The 15,021-nt window shown below is 63.4% G+C and carries 8 protein-coding genes; 6 read left to right on the top strand and 2 right to left on the bottom strand.

From position 1 onward, the window contains the following. Positions 1-43: 43 nt before the first annotated feature. Genes tssK through AC07OE_RS14775 form a run of 6 tightly spaced genes read left to right on the top strand, consistent with a single transcriptional unit; the run spans position 44 to position 11,500 of the window. A complete protein-coding gene (tssK, locus tag AC07OE_RS14800; protein WP_495071341.1) occupies positions 44-1,372 on the top strand; it encodes a type VI secretion system baseplate subunit TssK in 1,329 nt (442 codons plus the stop codon). 24 nt (positions 1,373-1,396) lie between these two features. Then, on the top strand, positions 1,397-2,155 hold the full coding sequence (locus AC07OE_RS14795) for a DotU/TssL family secretion system protein (protein WP_495071340.1): 759 nt from the start codon (positions 1,397-1,399) through the stop codon (positions 2,153-2,155). Continuing rightward, positions 2,152-6,216, top strand: a complete 4,065-nt coding sequence (locus tag AC07OE_RS14790) for a type VI secretion system protein (protein ID WP_495071339.1) — start codon at positions 2,152-2,154, stop codon at positions 6,214-6,216. Before AC07OE_RS14795 ends, AC07OE_RS14790 begins: the two co-directional genes overlap by 4 nt. A gap of 10 nt (positions 6,217-6,226) precedes the next feature. Then, positions 6,227-7,417, top strand: coding sequence for a type VI secretion system protein TssA (tssA, locus tag AC07OE_RS14785; RefSeq protein WP_495071338.1), 1,191 nt, complete (start codon positions 6,227-6,229; stop codon positions 7,415-7,417). 9 nt (positions 7,418-7,426) lie between these two features. Next, a complete protein-coding gene (locus AC07OE_RS14780; RefSeq protein WP_495071337.1) occupies positions 7,427-7,840 on the top strand; it encodes a hypothetical protein in 414 nt (137 codons plus the stop codon). Positions 7,841-7,852: 12 nt separating this feature from the next. Continuing rightward, positions 7,853-11,500, top strand: coding sequence for a hypothetical protein (locus AC07OE_RS14775; RefSeq protein WP_495071336.1), 3,648 nt, complete (start codon positions 7,853-7,855; stop codon positions 11,498-11,500). 12 nt (positions 11,501-11,512) lie between these two features. Here AC07OE_RS14775 and AC07OE_RS14770 read toward each other — a convergent pair whose 3' ends face one another. After that, positions 11,513-12,844 (bottom strand): DUF3422 family protein, encoded by a 1,332-nt coding sequence (locus AC07OE_RS14770; RefSeq protein ID WP_495071335.1) that lies wholly within the window; start codon positions 12,842-12,844, stop codon positions 11,513-11,515. A 21-nt stretch (positions 12,845-12,865) separates the two neighbouring features. Next, a complete protein-coding gene (locus AC07OE_RS14765; RefSeq protein WP_495071334.1) occupies positions 12,866-15,019 on the bottom strand; it encodes a SulP family inorganic anion transporter in 2,154 nt (717 codons plus the stop codon). Between the last annotated feature and the right edge of the window lie 2 nt (positions 15,020-15,021).

Below are 15,021 nucleotides of genomic sequence, written 5' to 3'. Positions count from 1 at the left end.
GACACCACGACTTTTCTCATGGACCGGCAAATGGGGGCGGGCAATGAATAATCCCAGCCCGCCACGCCCGCGAATTCAATGGCATGAGGGCATGCTGCTCTCGCCGCAGCATTTTCAGCAGGAGTCCGGCCGCGTGGATGCCTTGCTCGGATGGCAGATGCAAGTGGCGGCTCCCTTTGCATGGGGTGTGCGACGGCTCAAGATTGACACTGCGCTGCTGGCGGCCGGCCTCCTGCGAGTGATCCAACTGGAGGCGATCTTGCCGGACGGCACGGCGGTGGTTCACTCTGCGCAAGAAGCCTTGCACGGCGTGCTGGAACTTGATTTGGTCCCTTACGCTGCGGCCATGTCCAGTGGGGCGGTAGATGTCCATCTGGTGTTGCCCATCGCGCCTGGAATGCGATCCAGCGGTGCGCCCTCGCGTTTTCGCTCCATCGCCACGGTGGCGGTGGAAGACGAGGTGTCGGAAGCCCTGCCGGCCGACGTGCCGCGGCTTGTGCCCAATCTCTCGCTCTCGGCGGGTGCAACGCCCTCCGGCCTGTACACCAGCCTGCGCCTGGCCACTGTGTTCAAGGATAACGAGGTCATCAAGCTAGGTTCTGCACTGCCTCCCCTGTTAGAGGTCGCGAAGGAAGGTGCGCTGTGGGAGAGTCTCTCCCAGTTTGTCTCGCAGTTGCGTGGCAAGGCAGCTTTTGTCGCCAAGCAAACAGCGGTGCCTTCGTCGCGCACGGAGGACCGTTTGGCGTATTTGGAGCAGAGGGAGCGGCTGCGCAATCTGATGACAGGTTTGCCCATGGTAGAGGCGGTCATGCGAACCCCAGCCTTGCACCCTTACCATTTATTCTTGGCCTTGTGCGGCCTGTTGGGGCCTCTAAGTTTGTTGCGCCCAGGCGGGTTGCCACCGGTACCGCCGGAATATGACCACGCAGATCCATTGGCGACACTCACCCCCGTGTTGAATGCTCTGCAAGGTGCGCTGGATGAAATCAGCCAGGACTACCGCGAGTTCAAGTTCGAGTTTCGTCACGCCGCTTTCGAAATTGTGTTGCAAAACGAATGGATTGCTCCCCAGCTCATCATCGGTTTGCGGGGGCAGCCTGAGCGGGAACTGGTCGCATGGATGGATGGTGCGATCGTGGGATCTCAATCCAGCTATGGCTCCCTGCGCGAGCGCCGGGTTCTGGGGGCTGAGCGCCGCTTTATTGAATCCTCGCCGGAGCTTGGCGTGCGCGCCAGTGCGGGCTACACCCTGTTTTCCGTCAAGTTCGATGAAGCCTTGATATTGGCCGGTCAGGCGTTGGTGATCAGCAACTCTGCGGAGAGCGCCACGGCGCAACGTCCCCAAGAGATGGTGCTGTTCGTCAAAGGCTGAAACTGAAACAGGAGCAACTTGCGCATGGCCCGTCCGATCAAAGAGAAGCACGAAGACGACCATTTGATCGCGCAATTTCGCGCGTTCTTCGCGGAGGTGTCCAAAGCACAAACGCGTGCGATCGAGATGCGCGAAATTACGCCGGATGCGGCGGCCGCGGCCGTCAGCAAGGATCTGGAACAGCTGATTGAGTTGCAGACCCTGGAATCCAAGCGTGAAGGCAGTCGCTCCGAATTACAAAGCATTGCCGATGCGCGCTACCTGAAAGCCGCGCTGGCAGACGAGATGCTGCTCAATACGGAGTGGATAGGTCGCGACCGCTGGACTGACCATCTGCTGGAGGCGTCCCTGTTTCGCACCAGTGTGGCAGGAGACCGTATCTTTGAAAAAATCGAAGAGCTGTTATCCAATCGCGAGCCTTCGCTACGTCCCATCGCAGCCCTGTATTTGTTTGCGCTGGCGCTGGGTTTTCAGGGCAAGTTCCGCGGCTCCGCTGCTACAGAACGGTTTGCCGGCTTCCGAGCCGAGCTGTTTCAGTTTGTGTACCAGCGTCAGGCTGACCTATCGGGCCGCGATCGTGTACTTTCCGAACGCGCCTACGCCAGTACCTTGTCGCATCTCTCACCCCGCAAGATGCCGACCCTGAGCCGATGGACGGTCATTTTTCTTGTAGGAATACTCGGATTGTTGGCGGTGTCCGAAATGCTTTGGCTTTGGGAGTCGTGGCCGGTGCGTGATGTGCTGCAAAGTGGCGGCACCTTGAGCCAGGAGACGGCGAAATGAGTATCTTGCGGGACAACCTGTTTCTCATGGCGTTGGGCCTGCTGACCTTGGTGGTTCTGGCAGTCCTCGGCTTGGTGCTGTATTTCGCGATGCGCAGCGCCTCCGCCAAACCTGGCAGCGATCCCAAGCTGGCGAAGTTGCGTTTCGACTCCTTGCGCAATTCGTTCCGCCAGGCGGTGGAGCTGATTGAGGGCAATATTGCCTCGCGCTCCGAGCGCTACGGCATTCCATGGGTATTGGTGCTGAACGAAGGTATGGAGCCACGTGGCCTGCCGATTGAACAGTCGGGCGTGCCCAGTGCGTTGAGTTCAGAGGCGGCTTCCGCGGCTACCTCTCAGGGTATCTCCTGGCATTTCTTTGACAAGGGGGTTGTCGTGGAGATGCAGGGTGCTTACCTGGGCTCTCCCGACGACGAGAACGCTGCGGAGAAGCCATGGGACGAGTTTCTAAGCCTTTGCCACAAGTATCGTCCCCAGCGCCCTTTTGATTCGGTGGTGATTACGGTGCCCGCAGCAATGCTGATGGACACCAGCCCAGATGCTGCATTGGAACTGGCCAAAATGGCACGGCTGGCGCATCGCCGTCTGTGGTTGGCGCAAAACCGGTTTGCCATGCGCTTTGCCGTATACGTCGCCATATCGGGGTGCGAAAAAATCGACGGATTCTCAGCGTTTGCGCGTACTCTTCCAGAGCCCATGCGGGCAGGCATGCTGGGCTGGTCTTCACCCTACGATCTTTCCACCACCTACCAAGACATCTGGATTGCCGAGGCGCTGGATGGCGTGGTTCGGACCATTTCAGATACATCAGCCGAGTTGTTTGCCAGCAAGCAGGCCCTTGCGGATACCCGCAGCTTTTTCCTGCTGCCCAGCAGGATTGAAGGTTTGCGCGCGCAGTTGCAGATCTATACCGACGAGCTCATGCGTCCTAGCGCCTACCATGAGCCCTTCTTCTTTCGGGGTCTTTACTTTACGGGTGACAGCAGCCAGTCTGCGCAAGCAGCGGGCGCGCACACCCTGGACTCCGATGCCGACTTGGCACTGGATTCTCTGGATACAGCAGACCTGGTGTCCCAGCTGATGCAGGAGCCGGCCTTCCTGCGCGATCTGTTCGAGAAAAAGATATTCATGGAGTATGGGCTGGCGCGTCCCTCGCGGCAGCCTTTGGCGCGTCCCATGCTCACGCGACTGGGGCAGTTCACGGCCTTCTTGGTGCTGGGTGGATGGAGCATCGGCCTCGTTGTCGCAACCCTGCAGCTCAGCCACCGCAGCAGCCAGCTCAGTGCCACCCTGCAGCAGATCGAAACAGACGCCCGCTACCGAACCCAGAAGATGCGCAATGCCGAAACCATTCCATCCGATTGGTACAAAGCCCGTACTCTCACGCTTCTGGGTGTGATTGAGGAGCTGGGGACACAGAAGATGTTCTCGGTGTTTATGCCGGGATCCTGGCCGATCTGGGAAAACCTGGACGCACGTGTTGTTGAGCGGGTGGAGCGCGAGTTTGGCGAGATTGCGATCGGCACCCTTCGGCGAGAGCTCTACGCCCGTGCGTCCGAGCTCACGGGTGTCCCTCAGGATGAGAGCACTTCGGAGCTCATCATTGGTGGCGAATGTTTGAATCCGGTTCCCGCGCCAGGCGCCACGCACAAAGCCGTGTTGGCGGTAGAAGACACCGCCGAGTTTGCGGCCATGTTGCAATACATCTCGTCGGTGGAGCGGCTGGAGCAGGCGGTTGAAGCGATGAAGCGCCTGCAAAAGGGCGGTGCCAATGATGCCAACGACCTGCGCCTGCTGGTCAAGTACACGCTGGGTGCTGAGCTGCCCAGCAATATTTCGCAGAGTCTGCGTTTGCTGCGCAAGAGCGATTCCGGTCCTGGCACCTCCAATGGCCTGAGTGTGATGCACATGCAGCAAGCTGTGCGTTGTTCCTTGGTCAAGGGCATGAATTCGCTGGACCAGCGCGTCTTTGTCAACAACGACCTGATGGTGATCGAGCGGCAACTGACCGCCCTGAGCTACCGGTTGCTGTCCACCGACTTCCGGGTTGCCGGGTATGCACAAACGGTGGCTGGCTACAAGGAAATTTTGGACATCATCCGTGAGCAGGAGAGCATGCTGGCCACGGGTCGTGGTGGTTGGATGCATGAGCTGAATTTCGACCTGGGCAAAGCCTATGCCGCGGCGCTGGATCGGATTGCGCAGGCGACGCGGTTGTTGGGCCCCGAGGCTGCCGAGCAGGTTCGCCAGCGTGCTGTTAACGAATTCCTGAAATTCTCTTCCGAGTTTTCTGCGCGTTCCAACCCGGAGCAGCAAAGTGACATCGTCTGGCAGGAAAAGGAGGCGCGGTATAGCCTGTCTGTCCAGCGTCTGGGGTTGCGTGATGCCATCACGGGTCTGCTGGCACAGCCCTTCATGACTCCGCCGGGAGACCGCGAGATTCCGGAGATCCCCGCGCAGGGCGCCTTGCTTTGGGATGTTGCCAAGCTGGACCAGGCACTGGCCCTCGGTGACATGCACAAACGTTTCATGGCCGAAGGCCTGTTGAAGTTCCCTCCGGCGAACCGCCCGGGTGTGGTGGCCTTCCTGAATGTACAGTTTGCGCGTTTGATCAACGACCGCATCGTGGATGCCCTGTCGGTGAGCGGCCGGGTGGACCCAGCCAATGTGACCGATGCCAACGCGTTTGACGTGGCGCGCGGACGGCTGGTCAAGGTGGAGGCCTTGTTGTCCGATCTAGGCGCCAATGCCACTGCCGATACGCTGCAGCGCCTGGTGTCAGCCGATGCCAGTGTGCGCCTGCGCCAGATCGATAAGAGTCTCAATCAGTCTGACCTCTATGCGATTCGTGGGCGTGACTTTAGCTATTGGTCCGGTGATCGTGGACCTCTGTTGCAGGCCTTTGGCGTCCCGGATATCCAGGCCATGCAACAGTACTTGGCACTGCAGTTCAACCGTGCCGATGCTCTGGGGCGGCAGGCGGAAATTTACCTGCCGTCGCTGGACAAAATTTCGACCGATGGCCAGCTGGCCAGCCGTTGGCAGGCCATCAACCGCGAACTGGAACGCTACCGCAGCAAAAATCCCAACAGCAGCCTGGGCTTGTATGAGCAGTTCCTGCTCACCACCGGTGTAGAGGCGGATCGCAATAGTTGTGCCGAAAAGTTAGCTGGCAAGTCGCCAGGCAGCCGACCGGCTGACTACTTTGCGGAACGCCATGTGCAGGTGTACGGTGCGTTGCTCAAGCGCTGCAATGAGCTGCGCTATGCCGAGCAGCTGGAGCAATGGACCGCATTTGCCAACACATTCAATGGCCAGGTTGCAGGACGAGCTCCATTTGCTACACCTGGTACCAAGGACGCCATCGATGCGGACTACGAGGACGTCAACCAGTTGCTCAAGACCTCCGAAAAGCTGGCGCGTGTCCTCAAGGACCCGCAGGCCACAAACCGTGCAGCCCCGTCGTCCCAGGCGGTGCGCAAATTCTCCGATCAGTTTGAGCGTGTGCGCGCCTTCCTCGCGCCCTTATACCCACCCGAAGATGGCATGGTGCCTGGCTACGACGTGATGGCGGAATTCCGCGCGAACCAAGCGGGCGAGGTGGAAGGCAACAAGGTCATCGATTGGTCGTTGGACGTGGGGCCACAAACCATCAAGTTGCGTGATACCCCGCGCCTGATGCGCTGGGAGCCCGGCATGCCAGTCACGCTCAATCTGCGTTTGGCCAAGGACATCCAGGGCAACGCCTTGCCCGATCCCCAGCAGCCTGCAATGTCTGTCGACGGAAAAACAGTGACTTATCGCTTTACCGACACTTGGTCTCTGGTGCGCATGGTGCAGCGCCAGCGCGAATCAGACCCTAGCGGACGTGGTGATCTGCGCACGCAGCTGCTGCGGATGGAGTTCCCCATGGGAACCGGTACCGAACCCGGCAAGGGTGCCCAACCCGATACGCGTGCCAAGGTATTCCTGCGGTTAACCCTGTACCCGGTCGGGAAGCGCACGCCGCAGGTCTGGCCGGTTTCCTTCCCCGTCAAGGCGCCAGACTTCAACGGCCAGTAACTGCGAGTCCATGAACGACGTTGATGCATTCCTGCCGGACATCGAGGGCCTGCTGGTTCCCATAGCGGGTGAACTGCCTGCCGGCCCCTCCATGCGCTATGACCCGCAGTACATGGCGATTCGGGTGGCGCGGGAAGAGGAAGACCCCCGATTGCCCATGCGGGAATGGGAGCGTCCTTTGAAGAAGGCCGACTGGCGTACAGTGGCCGACAACGCATCGGCCCTGTTGCGGGGGCGATCCAAAGATTTCCAGGTGGCTGCCTGGCTATGCGAAGCGTGGACCCAGCAGCACCAGCTTCAGGGCTTCCACGCCGCAGTGCGGCTCATCACCGGCCTCGTAGACCATTACTGGGATACCGCCCACCCTCAGATCGAAGCCGACGACGATGAGGCTCGCATCGCGCCGCTGTATTGGATGAATGAGAACCTGCCGCGCGTGCTAATGCTGCGCGTGCCGCTGATGCATTTGCCGGAGCGCATGCCCAGTGCCGTGAACGTGTTCGACTGGGACCAGGCCTTGGCCCTGGAAAATCGCAAGCCGGAAGCCAAGAAGGCGACCCAGACCAAGAGTACTCCCTCTTCCAAGAATGTGGTGGTGGACAGTCCCATCCCTACGCGCTCGGAAATCGTGGCCGGCTCCAACGGCGCCCAACTGCAGTTCCTCATCGACAACCGCAACCTGCTGCTGGCCAGCATGGCCGCCTGGGAGGCCTTCACGCAGGCACTTAACCGCAAGATGGGGATGCAGGCCCCCAGCGTGGCCAAGGTGCTAGAGGTGCTGCAGCGCATGCAGCGCATGTGCGACACCCTGATCGCAGGACGTGAACCCCAGGTCAAAACACCTGCCCCGCTCGTGGTGATTGCCCCTGTCCTGCCTGCCGCCCCGGCGCCTGTGACAGTACCCACCGCATTACCTGTTGCTGAGCCCGCCGTGGTGCCGGCGCCGCCTCCCCTTTCCCTACCTGAAAGTGACAACGCCATGGGCCCCATCAACAGCCGTGAAGATGCCTACCGTATGCTTGAAGCCGTGGCGGATTACCTGCAGAGAACCGAGCCCCACAGCCCGACGCCCTATCTGGTCAAGCGCGCCGTGACCTGGGGCCGTATGTCGTTGGCGGACCTGATGCAGGAAATAGTGCGCGAGGAGGGGGACATTACCCGATACTTCTCCCTGCTAGGCATCAAAGAGCCCCGGGGTTGAGCCTAGGGCGTGACCATGCTGTCTGATGCCGAAGTCATCCAGCGCATGCGCGAGTTCCTGGCAGCGCAAGCGCCGTTGCAGGGACTCCGCGGCCTGGGTGCACCATCCCACATGCTGCAAGGGTGGCCGGAGCCCCCTGAAACCGCAGCAGCGCCCGCCAGCGATGTGGCGCCGGTTAACCTGAATACCCTCCCCGACAAACCCCCTGTGCCACCACTGCTGCCCATTCTGGAAGAGGTACAGCTGGAGAATGCCCAGGTGCTACCCGAGATTGACCAGACGCTGGAGCAGATCGACGTCACCATGGGTGGCATTGACCAAGCGAGTGTGTCGTTGGAGCCCGCTCCACTGCAGATTCCTAAGATCGAGGAAGCCATGACCGAAGCGGGTGGCAACGTCAAGAAGACCCTGGACTCCCTCTGACGGCCGCCCGCCATGCAGCTTGTCACTAAGGCCACGGACGCCATCACCGAAGGCGCCAACCAGGTGGTGGATGCGGTCCTGAAGGCCAAGACCACGCTGGAAGAGGAACTGGTGGGCGGCATCGAGGAAGCCACGACCACGGTGAATCTGGTGGTGGAGAAGGTCACTGGCATCGCGCAAGCCATCCTGGGCCTGCAGGACACGCTGAATCCCCAAGCCCTGTCGGGGCCATTGCTCACAGCACTGCAATCTTTGCCACCGCAAGCGAAAGACGTGGCAGATCAGCTCAAGGACATGGGGGAGCGCCTGCTCGCCGTGGGCGAGAACCTGGCTGGCGTGACGACGGATGTCCAGAACATTGCGGAACTGGCCCAGAGCCTGCCGCAGCGTGTGATTGACCTGCGTCCCGACGTCACGGCGGTGCCCCCGCGTGTGGAGTCCGTGATCTCCCGCGGCCAGGGCGTGATGGACAAGGCCCGGGCACTGGGGCCCCGCCTGCAGGCCTTTGCCGGGCAGCTGGCGCCGCTGCAGCAACGCGCCCAGCAACTGCGCAGCACCCGCCCCGCGGACCTGATTGCGGCGCAGGCCCAAGTGGCAGCCCAAGTTCAACAACTGGTGGGCAGTGTGCAAACCGAGATTGAACGCACTGACGCCGAGCTGGTCGAAACGGCCACCGGCATCCGCGAGGAGGTGGATGCGACCGAACAGCTGGTGGTGGACATGGTGGAGGATGTGCGTGGAAAGGTGGACAGCCTGATCGATGAGATCAGCGGTTCGCTGGACCCCATCGTCGAACGCGTGGATGCGGCCGTCACCAGCATCGATTCGGAGCTTCAGTTCATCCGCGGCCTGGGCGATACCCTGAAGGACAAGGTGCACGAACTCATCGAAGGCGTGCTGCACCCCATCCGCGAGGTGGAGTCTGCCATCGACACCGTGGTGCAGCAGATCGAGACTGTGGCACAAACCGTGGACTCGATTCTGGATGCGATCGAGTCCGCCTTGCAGCGCCTGGAACGCATCATTGACAACCTCAAGCGCAGCCTTGAGGAAGTGGTGGCCGCGGTGGACCACGCCATCCATGGCCTGCAGGACACGCTGGCGGAGGTCGTGCGTGAGATCGACAACCTGGAGATGCTGCTGAACCGCCTGCCCGAAGAATTTGACGTGGTGGAGCAGCAGATCGACCTGTCCAAAGTGGCCATAGGCCAGGTGCAGGACACCATACGCCAGTACATGGCGGTGGCCGACCGCGCCTTGGCGCAGGCCGCCCGCGAGATGGACCAGGCCGATGCCCTGTGTGACCACGCCATCGAAATTTGCACCAAGTACATCAACCGTTCTATGGCCATGGTGGCCGCACGCACTTTGTTCATGGGCGTCAAGGGCATGGTCCCTGGCATCAAGGCCACCATTGCCACCGCGCGTGCCACGGTGAAGTCGGCCGGAGACACCTCCATCGGCTTGTTGGACCAGGCCATCACGCAGGTGGAGGGTTTGCGCCCTGTGCTGGCCCAGGTGGTGGAGCTGGTACGTCAGAACATCGCCCAGGTGATCCTCATCCTGGACCAGGTGAAGGCGGCCCTGCAAGAGGCCAGCGTGCAGATGGACACGGTCTCCGAGCAGATGCACACCGTGGTCGAGCAGGTCAAGCTGCAGCCCGATCCCATACTGGCCCAGGTGCGCCAGGCACGGGACGATTTTTTGGCAGCGGCGCAGCCCCTGGAAAAGATCCAGCTGGTGCACGACAAGGTGATCGAGATCAAAGAGACCAAGGTTATGCCCGTGCGCAACAAGATCGAGGCCATGCGCACGCAGTTGCTGGACACGGTCTCCAAGGTGCAGGCGCAGATGCAACCGCCGATGGACCTGGTCAAGCAGCAGATGCGCGTGGTGCACCAGCAGATCGACATCGTGACGGCCAAGGTGCACGAGCCCCCTGCCAAGCTGATGGTCATGGTGGAAGACCTGCGTCAGCAGTTCCATGTGCAGCTGGAAAAGGCGCAAGGCGTGATGGATGGGCTGTTGGCCCAGGCCCGCAATGTGGTGCGCCAGGCTAAGGCGGTGGTGGACCGTGCCGCCGGCATCAGCGGTGATGCCGTGCGCATGTCAGCACAGTTCGAGGCCGGACTGACGCAAGCGCTCAGCACAGCGGACCGATTGAGCGAACAGGGGCAGGCGGTTCTGAATGCAGCCCAAGGTCAGGTCGACGGGGTGCAGGCACGCATCGATGGTGTGAAAAGCCAGGCCACATCAGCGCTCGATGCGGTCCGCGGCAAGCTGGAGGAGGCCAGTGAGGCCGTGGTGGGCGCGCAGGACAGTATGAAGACCGCAGGCAACAGCGCCAAGGACGCCTCGCAAAGCACAACGACTGAGGCAGATGCCTTGCAGTCGTCGGGCCAGCCTCTGCAGGATGCGCTGCAAGAGGCGCACGACGCTGCCGCCGCCGCTGGCGACAAGGTGAATGCTGCTACCGAAGGCCCAAGTTCGCAGATGAGTCAGGCGCTGGATGCTGTCAAAACCATGAAGGACGATGCGCTTGCCGCGGTGCAGCCCGCGGCCGATGCCGCGCAGTCCGTGCAGGCGAATATGGAGAAAAGCCTGGCCTCTGCAGTCGCCCCGGTGGATGCGCTCAAGGAGAAGGTCCAAGAGGCCTCGGCGCAAATGGCGGAAAAGACCCAGGCCGCAAAGGCCGAGGTCACCAAGCTGCGGGACCAGGGTCAGGCGTTGATGGACGATGCCAAAAAGAAAGTGGAGAGCGCCAAGCAGGAAGCCCAGGTGGCGCGTGCCGATGCGGTGAAGGCCGAAGCCACCATGGATGCAGCCGTGGTCGCGCAGGGAGGTGCATCGAATGCCGCCAAGGCTGCTGCAGCGGCTGCAACCCAAGCCGCTGCGGCCGCTCCCGCTGCAGCCGCTGCGGCCAGTCCTGCGGCGAGTGCCGGGGCTGCCGGTGCGGCACCTGCAGCCGGCGGCGCCCCCGCTGCCGCGGCAGCACCTGCGGCAGGAACCGGTGCCGCGCCAGCTGCAGGCGCCCCACCCAAGGACCCCGCAACGGCACCCGGTACGCCAACGGCTGCAGCACCTGGCACGCCGGCCGGAACCGCAGCAGCGGCCCCGCCCGCGGCTGCAGGCCAGGCAGCACAACCGGCTGGCGCTGGTCAGGCCGCAGAGGGCGCGGCAGCTGCTCCCGCAGGCACTGCCGCAAGTGCGGGCGGCGCCCCACCACCCGCCGCGCCAGGTGCCGCACCTGTCGCAGCTCCCGGAACTGCGGCGCCGGGCGCAGCGCAGACACCCGCATCTTCCGCTGTGCCGGCAGGTGCAGCCGTCCCTCCTTCCGCACCTGCCGGTGCCATGCCAACGCTGCCCGAAGGTGTGGCTCTGCCAGAGGTGGCCGTGCCTGAAATTCCACCGATGCCGGAAATCCCTTCCCTGGAGCTGCCGACCATGCCATCGGTCGACGGGCTTGCGCTGCCCCAAGACCTGGGACTGCCGGAGTTGAAGTTGCCCGATGTGGGTGCCAGCCTGGGCCTGCCACCGGGGTTGACGCTGCCCGAGGGCTTCACCCTGCCAGAGGGGGTGGCCATGCCCACGTTCAGCGACGCCGCGGCGGCCCAGCAATGGCTGGACGTATTGGTGAAAACCGGCGCGCCGCCGGCCTAGCTGGGCAAGGCGCTAGTCGGCGTCCAAAGACTGGTTCACACGCCGCACCAGCCACCAGACAGCGCCCAGCGCAACCGGAATCAGCGCGCCCACCCAGAGCTGTGGGTCAAATGCCAGCCCACCACTCTGGAGTGCCAAGGCCGTTTGCCACAGCAAGCGGATGACGAAATAGGTGGCGGCCACAATGGTGAGTCCGGCCACGGTTTGCTGCAGGCGCCGCACCAGCCGCTGGGTACCGCGCAGGTTGGCAATGGTTTGCCGGTTTTGCGCTTCCACGATGGCCTGGATGCGGGTGTGCAGCAGCGCCGTGGTGTGGGCGATGCGTGTCGACAGATCGCCCATGCGTTTTTCGGTGGCAGTGATGGTGGCCATGGCGGGAGCCAGCCGCCGCTCCACCAGCTCACTGAGTGCGCGGGTTTCTGGCGCGGCCTTCTCGCGCAATTCGCCCAGCCGCTGCGCGACGATGGCGGCGTAGGCCCGGCTCGCATCGAAGAGCGCACGGTGCTCGGCAATGTTGCGCTCCAGCCGAGCCGCCAAGGGCGTGAGCTGGTCCAGCAGTTCTTGGTTGTTGGTCAAAATGCCGCGCAGCTGTGCACTCACGTGCACCAGCTCGCTTTCCATCTCCGCAATCTGCGGCAGAAGCTGTTGCGCTGCGGGCAGGCCACGCAGCGCCATGATGCGGTAGGTCTCGATGTCCAACAGGCGCTGCGCGATGCGGCCCGCACGCGGCTCGCTCATGCCCGGCGTGGCGACCACCAGCAGGCGTTCAAAGCCATCGGGTTGCAACGCCAGGTCGGTCACCACACACGAGTGGGGCGGCGTGCCCATCAGGGCCGCCACTGCCGCGCCTTCGGCAAACCAGTGGCCATAGGCCGTGGCCCGCGTGACGGCATGCGGGGGCTCGCCCCATAGCATCACCAGGTGCATGGCCGCCAGCGTGGTGCCGGGAATGTTTTCCAGCCAGGCGTCTTCCGGGAACAGCTGTGACACGTACTGCTGCGGCACGTCGTTGATCAGCGTGGCCGGTGGCAGGGCGCGAATCAGCGTGTAGCGTGTGAACTCGGTGTGGCGTTCCCAGCGCAAGGTGCAAGGGCCCACGGGTACGCGCAGTTGCTGTGCCTGCAACATGGACACATCCAGGTCCTTCTGTCCGGGCAGCAGGGCCAGGTGTTCGCATTCGGCTTGCAGGTCCACCTCGGTATTGCGCACCACCACACACAGCACATGCACGGGCAGCCCCATGCGGGGTGGCGGGCGCAGCAACACCTCGTTGTGCAACACGGCACGCAGCGGATCGTCCTCGGGGAGGTGCCGTTTGCCAGGGGCCGCGTAGTGAGAGTTCATGGTGGGCTCGGGAGGCTTGCCTTAGGGGGCCGCACTGCGCAAGCGCAGGGACAGTTCCCTGGCGATATTGCGCGTGATTTTCAGGGCCGCAGCCGGATGCTGTTCCATCAGTGTAGCAATGGCCTGACGGTCCAGCAGCCAGGCAGCGACATCGGTGTCGGCCCGTGCGCTGGCCGAGCGTGGTTTGCCGTCGATCAGGCCCATCTCTCCCACAAACTGGCCCGGCCCCAGCGTGGCCAGGCGCTCTGCGTTCTGAAGCATGTCGGACAGGATGCTGACTTGGCCACTCACGATGAGCCAGATGCCATCGGCAGCGGCACCGCGTTCGAACAGAGCCTCTCCTTGGGTCACGCTGCAGCGCTGGCCCAGTGCCAGCAGGCTTTGCATCTCTGCTGGTGTGAGCTCATCGAGCAAGTGGTTGCCGGTAACGGGCTGTGTCTGCGTTCCGTGGGACAGGCCAGCCTCGTCCAGCACCTGGTTCTCGCAGAGCTCCAGGCCACGGTCCAGGTCCGGGTGGTAGGCCACGCCCTTCACCGAAGCCAGGCTGGTACGCAACGCCTGCGCGGAGCTGTGGGGCAGGCCGCATACCAACACCTGGTGCTGGTCGGCCAGCAGCGTGCGGATCAGCCCGCGGACCGCGGCCACCCCACTGGGATCCACGGCGTGCACCCGGCTCAGGTCCAGGGCCACCCAACGGGCCTGCGCGTCGATCTCACTGGCGAGCTGTTGCAGGCGGGTGGCGTTGCCAAAGAACAGGTGACCGGAGAGTGGCAGGATGCCCACGCGATGGGCGTGCTGACCTAAGACGGCCCAGGCATCGGGCTCGCGCACGCGGCGAGAACGCTGGGTGTCCAGGTACACCCACTGCGCGGTCATGTCGCCTGACACCCGCTTGAGCACGGCCACGCTGGACAAACCAATGCCCACCAAGCAGGCCCAGACCAGGTCCCCCCAAAAACCGATCAACGTGATCACCACAGTGATCTGGAAGCCCAGGTCCGATACCTGCGTCGCGCGGGTTTGTCGGTCGCCCAGCAGTTTGCCCAGTTGCCCGCGGAACACCGGATCCACGAGGGGGCCACACTGCAGTAGCAACAGCCCAGCGCTCAGGCCCACAGGCAGCGCCACCAACACCGGTGCGGCCAGGTAAATGGCAGCAAACACGGTGGCGAAACTCATATACACGGCCAGCCTGCCGCGCCCGCCCGCCCGGTGGTTGGACAGGCTGAAGACCGGACTGGCCGTGCAGGGCACTCCCCCCACCAGCGCGCTGGCCATGTTGGCGGCGCCCAGCGCCACCAGCTCGCGGTTGCCATCGGTGCGGATTTGGAACCGACTCTCCATGAGCGCCCCGGCCGTGAAGGTCTCCAGCACCATCACCAAGGCCAGGGTCAAGGCGCCCGGCAGCGCAATGTGCAGCCACTGGGGTAGTTCGGCGATGCTGCTGTGCAGCCCCTGCCAAAGGGCGACGACAGGTACATGGCCTGTTGACAAACCCGCGAAGGTGGGCATTGGGTGAGCCTCCAGCGCCCAGGCCATGGTGACGCCCAGCACTGTTGCCACCACCACAGGTGGCAGCGCCTGCGCCGCGGGAAGGCGTGTCTGCAACCCTTGCCAGAGCAGGTAGGCGCCCAGCATGCCCAGTGCAGTCAGGGTGGCCAGGGACTGGGCCTGCCAGAGCTGTTGCAGCGCCAGCCAGGCCAGCAGCAAAGCCGTGCCGTTGCCAATGCCCGCTGCCACGGGCGAAGGAATCATCTTGAAGACGGGCCCCAGCCGCAGCACCCCCGCCAGCAGCACCAAGGTGCTAGCGGCGAAATACAGCAGGGCACCACCGGCCAGCCCGGTGGCCAGTTGCGCGGATGTCAGGCTCTGCGCCGCCCCGGAGGGTACAGGGCCACCCGAGGCCAGGCACAGCTGCAAGACCAGCGTGGCGTAGGTGGTGAGCGAGGCGGCCCGCGGCGCGGGCAGCAGGGCCGCGTGCCCACCCAGTAGCAGGCGCAGCAACGGCACCACGCTGGCCGCCACCAGGGCGGCCCAGTAGCCCGCGGACAGTGCCGCCGTGCCCAGCAGGCCCACCAGAATCAGTATGGGTCCGATGGAGGTGGACAGCCCCTGCAGCGCGGTCTCCAGACCGGCACGCACGTCCTGCATGGGGGAGGGGGCGGGGCGTGTCATGC

The sequence above is a fragment of the Rhodoferax sp. GW821-FHT09E07 genome, assembly GCF_059416145.1.
Note: the sequence above shows the minus strand (reverse complement) of the source record. Positions and strands in the feature narration are given on the sequence as shown.

What these genes read in the sequence shown, in the direction of transcription:
- tssK (WP_495071341.1), top strand. Translation starts at nt 44, where the DNA reads ATGAATAATCCCAGCCCGCCACGCCCGCGAATTCAATGGCATGAGGGC.
- AC07OE_RS14795 (WP_495071340.1), top strand. Translation starts at nt 1,397, where the DNA reads ATGGCCCGTCCGATCAAAGAGAAGCACGAAGACGACCATTTGATCGCG.
- AC07OE_RS14790 (WP_495071339.1), top strand. Translation starts at nt 2,152, where the DNA reads ATGAGTATCTTGCGGGACAACCTGTTTCTCATGGCGTTGGGCCTGCTG.
- tssA (WP_495071338.1), top strand. Translation starts at nt 6,227, where the DNA reads ATGAACGACGTTGATGCATTCCTGCCGGACATCGAGGGCCTGCTGGTT.
- AC07OE_RS14775 (WP_495071336.1), top strand. Translation starts at nt 7,853, where the DNA reads ATGCAGCTTGTCACTAAGGCCACGGACGCCATCACCGAAGGCGCCAAC.
- AC07OE_RS14770 (WP_495071335.1), bottom strand. Translation starts at nt 12,844, where the DNA reads ATGAACTCTCACTACGCGGCCCCTGGCAAACGGCACCTCCCCGAGGAC.
- AC07OE_RS14765 (WP_495071334.1), bottom strand. Translation starts at nt 15,019, where the DNA reads ATGACACGCCCCGCCCCCTCCCCCATGCAGGACGTGCGTGCCGGTCTG.